The organism is Amaricoccus sp. W119 (assembly GCF_047275745.1).
GTDB lineage: Bacteria > Pseudomonadota > Alphaproteobacteria > Rhodobacterales > Rhodobacteraceae > Amaricoccus.
In genome coordinates, this window is the sequence record NZ_JBKQWU010000043.1 from 23,485 (window position 1) to 29,815 (window position 6,331).

General features: G+C 70.3%; 6 protein-coding genes. 5 read left to right on the forward strand and 1 reads right to left on the reverse strand.

What is annotated here, in order from left to right:
• Positions 1 to 17 precede the first annotated feature (17 nt).
• Positions 18 to 575 (reverse strand): TIGR00730 family Rossman fold protein, encoded by a 558-nt coding sequence (locus ACLJK8_RS16870; protein ID WP_413151514.1) that lies wholly within the window; start codon positions 573 to 575, stop codon positions 18 to 20.
• A gap of 148 nt (positions 576 to 723) precedes the next feature.
• Between ACLJK8_RS16870 and ACLJK8_RS16875 the strand changes: the two genes are divergently transcribed.
• From ACLJK8_RS16875 to ACLJK8_RS16895, 5 genes are all read left to right on the forward strand, one after another.
• Positions 724 to 1,872 carry a LysM peptidoglycan-binding domain-containing protein gene (locus tag ACLJK8_RS16875; protein WP_413151515.1) on the forward strand — a complete coding sequence of 383 codons (1,149 nt, stop codon included), beginning with the start codon at positions 724 to 726 and terminating at the stop codon, positions 1,870 to 1,872.
• On the forward strand, positions 1,859 to 2,545 hold the full coding sequence (locus ACLJK8_RS16880) for a tetratricopeptide repeat protein (RefSeq protein WP_413151516.1): 687 nt from the start codon (positions 1,859 to 1,861) through the stop codon (positions 2,543 to 2,545). The genes ACLJK8_RS16875 and ACLJK8_RS16880 overlap by 14 nt, the downstream gene beginning before the upstream one ends.
• 22 nt (positions 2,546 to 2,567) lie before the next feature.
• Positions 2,568 to 3,881 (forward strand): PQQ-binding-like beta-propeller repeat protein, encoded by a 1,314-nt coding sequence (locus ACLJK8_RS16885; RefSeq protein ID WP_413151517.1) that lies wholly within the window; start codon positions 2,568 to 2,570, stop codon positions 3,879 to 3,881.
• Between the two features lie 49 nt (positions 3,882 to 3,930).
• Positions 3,931 to 5,382, forward strand: coding sequence for a ribosome biogenesis GTPase Der (der, locus tag ACLJK8_RS16890; protein WP_413151518.1), 1,452 nt, complete (start codon positions 3,931 to 3,933; stop codon positions 5,380 to 5,382).
• Positions 5,383 to 5,551: 169 nt separating this feature from the next.
• Positions 5,552 to 6,328 (forward strand): phospholipase effector Tle1 domain-containing protein, encoded by a 777-nt coding sequence (locus ACLJK8_RS16895; RefSeq protein ID WP_413151519.1) that lies wholly within the window; start codon positions 5,552 to 5,554, stop codon positions 6,326 to 6,328.
• Positions 6,329 to 6,331: the final 3 nt, after the last annotated feature.

A 6,331-nucleotide genomic window follows, 5' to 3' on the forward strand; every position in this document is an offset into this window, starting at 1 on the left:
GGGCGGCGGCGCGGGTCTCAGAGATCCGCGCGGAGCGCCGCCATCAGTTCGGGGACGGTGCCGTAGGTGTCGAAGAATTCGAGAACCGACACCTCGGCGAAGCCGTTCTCGACCAGGGACATGAGAAGGGTGATGAGCGGCGTCCAGTAACCCTTTGTGTTCAGAAGATAGATCGGTTTCCGGTGCAGGCCGAGCTGGCGCCAGGTCAGGATCTCGAACAACTCGTCCAGACTGCCCAACCCGCCCGGCAACGTCACGATCGCATCGGCGTTCATGAACATGACCTTCTTGCGTTCGTGCATCGTCTCGGTGACGACGAGGGCGCCGAGGTCGCGCTTGCCGATCTCGCGGCGCATCAGATGTTCGGGGATCACGCCGAACGTGTCGCCGCCCGCCTTCATGGCCGCCCGTGCGACCGCCCCCATCAGGCCGACATCTCCCGCCCCGTAAACCAGACGGTAGTTTTCCCCGGCCAGCGCGTGGCCGAGCTCGCTGGCCGCGGAGCGGAATGCCGGGTCATTTCCGTCGCGTGAGCCGCAAAAGACACAGATTGATTTGGACGTGCCCGGGGGCATTTCGAAAACTCCTCGGCTGGTGGAAGATACTTCCGCCCGGCGCCGGTTTCGTGACGGCCGCCATTGGCTAGCAGGTCGCAGGGACGACAGCCAGACCCGAAGGGGACCGGGGAGGGCGCCGCGAGGTCGTAGAGGAGAGGGTAATGCGATGGACACGACTCCGAATGGCGCTGGGGGGGCCGCGATCGGTCGCGGCGCGCTGTCCGTCGCGGGCTTTCTCGTGGCCGCGATCGGGCTCACCTATTTCCTGACCCGCGGGAGCGGGCAGCCTGACGAGGGGGCGCCGGCGCCTGGGACGGAAACCGCCGCGGACGCCCTGGACCCGCCGTCGGCGGAGGCACCGGCGGCCAGCGGCGAGGCGGCCGCGGGCGATGCGCCGAGCGTCGACGTGATGCGCGTCGAGCCGGACGGCTCCGCCATCGTCGCCGGGCGGGCGCGGCCGGGTTCGACCGTCGCGGTCCTTTCGGGCGACCGGCCGGTCGTCGAGGTGACGGCGGACGAGGCCGGGCGTTTCGTCGCGATGTTCGACGCCGGGACTTCGGACGCGCCGAGGGCGCTGACCGTCGTCTCCACGTCTTCGGACGGGACGGCGACCCGCTCCGACCAGGTGGTGGTCATCCTGCCCAACGCGGCGACTTCGGGCGCGGACGGGCCGGAGGCGGCCGGGACGGGTGTCGCGGCGGCGGCGGTCCTGTCGCCGGACAAGGCCGAGGTGACCCCGCTCGCGCCGCCTTCCGGCGCGCGGCGGGGACAGGTCGCCTTCGCGAGCATCTCCTACGGTGACGCGGGCGCCGTGGCGCTCGACGGGTTCGGGCTTCCGGGCGCCGCGATCCGGGTTTACGTCGATGGCGAACTGGCCGCCGAGGGGCGCGTCGGCACCGATGGCCGCTGGGCCATCACGGTTCCCGGGACCGCGCCCGGCACCTACACGATCCGGGTCGATCAGGTCGACGAGGCCGGCGATGTCCTGAGCCGCACCGAGACGCCGTTCCGCCGCGACACCGGTGGAGGTGCGCCGCCGAGGCCCGGCGAGGTCTCGATCGTGGTGCAGCCGGGCAACAACCTCTGGACGCTCGCACGCATCCACTACGGTTCCGGCATGCGCTACACCCAGATCTTCGATGCGAATACCGGGCTGATTTCCAACCCCGATCTGATCTACCCCGGCCAGATCTTCCATGTTCCGGAGAGAGCGGGTGGGGAAGCCGCGGCCGAAGGGCGATCGGGCTTGGCACCACGCGGGGCGGACGGTATATCCCCCGCCGGACGGAGCGGAGAACGGCGTGAGCCAGAGTGATTCCTTCATCAACGAGGTGAGCGAGGAAGTTCGCCGGGACAAGCTTTATCGCGGCCTGAAGCGGTATGGCTGGATGGCCGCGCTCGTGCTGATCGTGGTTCTCACCGTGATCGGCGGCTACGAATGGCGCCGGAGCGCGGAGCGGCGGGCGGCGGAGGCGGCGGGCGATGCGCTCCGCGTCGCCTATCTCGAAACCGACGCGACCGCCCGCGCCGAGGCGCTGGCCAATGTGGCGGCCCAGGAGCCGGCGGCGGCGGTCGTCGCCCGTTTCGCCGAGGCCGGCAGCCAGATCGAGGCCGGGGAAACCGAGGCGGCGGCGACGACGTTCGCCACGCTCGCCGACCAGCCGGAGACGCCGGAGCTCTATCGCTCGCTCGCGGCGCTGCTGCGGGTCATGCTTCTCGGCGATGCGATGGACCCGAACGAGCGACTGGCCACGCTGGAGACGCTCTCCAACGGCGATTCGCCTTTCCAGCCTCTCGCGCTCGAACAGCGGGCGCTGGTCCGGATCGCGGAGGGCGACCGGGACGCCGCGCTCGCCGATCTCGAAACGATCCTCACCCTGCCCCAGGCGCCGGAGCAGGTCACGACCCGGGCGCGGCAGTTGATCGAAGCCGCGGGCGGGACCGTCCCGGCGGTTCCGACGCTGCCCGCGGCGCCCTCGAACGGCTGAGCCGGAGCAGGATTTCCACCCGATGCGCTTGAAGACCCCGAATGTCCGCCCGGTTCACCTCGCACTCGCCGCGGCCGCGCTGCTGGCCGGCTGCGCCGATGACATCCTGCCGGGCGACCGGATTCCGATCCGCCAGGTCGAGCAGCCGCTGAGCGAGACCGATCCGTCGGCCGTGCGCGCGGTTCCGATCCCGGCGCCGGTGATGAATGCCGAATGGACGCACCACAACGGTTCCGCCGCCGGACGGCTGGTGAACCCCGCCTTCGCCGCGACGCCGACGCTCCGCTGGTCGGTGCCGATCGGCGAGGGCGATGCGCGCCGCCGCCGCATCCTGACCGCGCCGGTCGTCGCCGGCGGCCTCGTCTACACGATCGACGCGGGCGGTCAGATCACCGCGGTCAGCCAGGGCGGCGGACAGGTCGCCTGGACGCGGAGCATCGTTCCGAAGGGACAGCACGCCGACAATGGTCCGGGCGGCGGTTTCGCCTATGCGGGCAATGTGCTCTTCGTCACGACGGGATTCGGCCAGGTGATGGCGCTCGATCCCCGGACCGGCGCCCAGATCTGGTCGCAGCCCTTCGAGGGGCCGATCCGCGCCGCCCCGACGGTCTCCGGCGGGCAGGTCTTCATGGTCGTACGCGACGACACCGGCTACGCGCTCGACGCGGCGACGGGCGAGACCAACTGGTTCGTGCGCGGTGTCGGCGGCACCGGCCTGCTCGGCGGAGCGAGCCCGGCGACCAACGGCGCGCTCGCCGTCTTCCCCTTCGCCTCGGGCGAGGTGCTCGGGATCGTCGCGCGCAACGGGCTGCAGGTCTGGGGCAACGCCGTGACCGGCGGCCGCCGGGAACTGGCGCGTAACGCGATCGTCGATGTCAGCGGCGAGCCGGTGATCGTCGGAAACACCGTCTTCGCCTCCAACCAGAGCGGGCGGACCATCGCGATCGACGCCGATACCGGCGAGCGGCGATGGACGGCGTCGGAAGGGTCCTATGGTCCGGTCTGGCCGGTCGGCGGCTCGGTCTTCATGGTCACGGACGAAGGCGCGCTCGCCCGGCTCGACACCGAGACGGGCCAGGTCGTGTGGCGCACCGACCTGCCGGAATATTACAACGAGGAGAAGCGGATCGAGGCGATCTCGCATTACGGCCCGATCCTCGCCGGCGGCCGGCTCTGGGTCGCGAGCGCCGACGAGACGCTGCGGTCCTTCGATCCGGGCACGGGCCGTCAACTCGGTTCCGTCGAACTTCCGGGCGGGGCCGGGGCGCCGCCTGCGATCGCGGGCGGCGTCATGTATGTCGTCACGCGGGACGGAAACCTTCTCGCTTTCCAATAGCGGCGGGAGGCGGTAAGGATCGCCTTCCTCCGCGAATGGTTCCGGCCTCATGTCCTTCACGCTCGCCATCGTTGGCCGCCCGAATGTCGGCAAGTCCACCCTGTTCAACCGGCTGGTCGGCAAGCGTCTGGCGCTGGTCGATGACCAGCCGGGCGTGACGCGCGACCTGCGCGAGGGCGCGGGGCGGCTCGGACCGCTGCGCTTCACCGTCATCGACACGGCGGGGCTCGAGGAGGCGACCGACGACAGCCTGCCGGGCCGGATGCGGGCGCTGACCGAACGCGCGGTGGCGATGGCCGATGTCTGTCTCTTCCTGATCGACGCGCGCGTCGGCGTGACCCCGACCGACCGCAACCTCGCCGAGCTCCTGCGCAAACGGGCGCCCGAGGTCATTCTCGCGGCGAACAAGGCCGAGGGGCGGGCCGCCGAGCAGGGGCTCTACGACGCCTACGAACTTGGCCTTGGCGAGCCGCTCGCGGTTTCCGCCGAGCACGGGATCGGCATGGACGACCTCTTGCGCGCGCTGGAGCCGGTCGCCGAACGCTTCGAGGATGCCACCGCGATCGTCGATGTCGATGTCGACGAGATCGACGACAGCGTGGACGAGGAAGGCGAGGGCGCGATCCTGCCCCCCGGGCGCCCGATCCAGATCGCCGTCGTCGGCCGCCCGAACGCCGGCAAGTCCACGCTCGTCAACGCCATTCTGGGCGAGGACCGGCTCCTGACCGGACCCGAGGCAGGGATAACCCGCGATGCGATCGCGGTCTCGCTCGACTGGGGCGGCACCCCCTTCCGCGTCTTCGACACCGCCGGGATGCGCAAGAAGGCGAAGGTCCAGGAGAAGCTCGAAAAGCTCTCCGTCTCGGACGGCCTGCGCGCGGTCAAGTTCGCCGAGGTCGTCGTCGTCCTGCTCGACGTGCAGATCCCGTTCGAAAGCCAGGATCTCCGCATCGCCGATTTCGCCGAGCGCGAGGGCAGGGCTGTGGTGGTCGCGGTCAACAAATGGGATCTCGAAGAGGACAAGCCGCACAAGCTCAATGAGCTGCGCGAAGCCTTCGGGCGCCTGCTGCCGCAGCTTCGCGGGGCGCCGATGGTCATGGTCTCGGCGCTCACCGGCAAGGGGCTCGACCGGCTCCAGGCGGCGATCATCAAGGCGCACGCGGTCTGGAACGCGCGGATCTCGACCTCGCGGCTCAACCGCTGGCTCGCGGCGCAGGTCGCCGACCATCCGCCCCCCGCGCCCGGCGGGCGGCGGATCCGGCTGCGCTACATGACGCAGGTGAAGACCCGGCCGCCGACCTTCGTGCTCTTCTGCTCGCATCCCGATGCCGTGCCCGACGACTACAAGCGCTTCCTCGTCAACGGGTTGCGCCGCGACTTCGACATGCCGGGCACGCCGATCCGCCTCTATCTGCGCGCGGGCGAGAACCCGTACAAGGACCGCAAGAAGCCGAACGTGACGGCGCTCGACAAGCACAAGGCGCGGCGCGTCCGCGACTGAGCGGCGGCCCGGGCCCCGCGCGGGTCCGATGCCTTACGGCTTGGTCGGGACCGCGCCCGTCGCGTAGAATTCATCCTGTCTCGCCAGTATCCCGCCGCGGTCCTCAGCCGCGCATCCAGGAGGGATCGGCTCGGCGTGATGGCTCGGCGGGTCTGGATCGGGGGATCGGATGAAGCGGATTGTGCTCTGCTGCGACGGGACGTGGAACCGCCTCGATGCGAAGGAACGCACCAATGTCGCCAAACTGTCCGAAGCGATCCTTGGCACGGCCTATGGTGAGGATGGCGTTCCGGTCACCCAGATGGTCTATCACCTCGACGGCGTGGGCGCCGGGCGGGGGACCGGACGGCTGGCGCAGGCCGCCGACCGGCTGCTCGGCGGCGCCTTCGGCTGGGGTCTCGACGCGCTGATCGAGGAGGGCTACCGCTTCCTCGTGCTGAACTACGAGCGGGGAGACGAGATCTATCTCTTCGGCTTCTCGCGCGGCGCCTATTGCGCGCGGTCGTTCTGCGGGCTGATCCGCCGCGCCGGGATCGTCGAGCGGCGGCACGCCGCGCGGATCAGGGACGCGATGGCGCTCTATCGCGCGGAGGATGGTGCCACGGTGGGCGAGCGTGCCCGCCGGTTCCGGGCGCGCTACTCCGGGCACGTCTCGACGCTCCCGGCCTGGGCCGAGCCCGATGAGGTCACGTCGCGCGAGCGCCACGCGCCGAAGTCGAATCCGAAGCCGGTCAGGCTGCGGCTCGCCTATCTAGGGGTCTGGGACACCGTGGGCGCGCTCGGGGTGCCGAAGGGTCTGCTCGGCACGCTGCTGGGCAGCACGGGATTCATGGGTGAACTGATGGAGTGGATACCCCCGCCGACGGCATCGCGTTGTGCCAAGCTGGCGCTCTTGCGGTCACCAAGGGGAGGAATCCATGAACGAGGCAACAATCATCGGCATTGATCT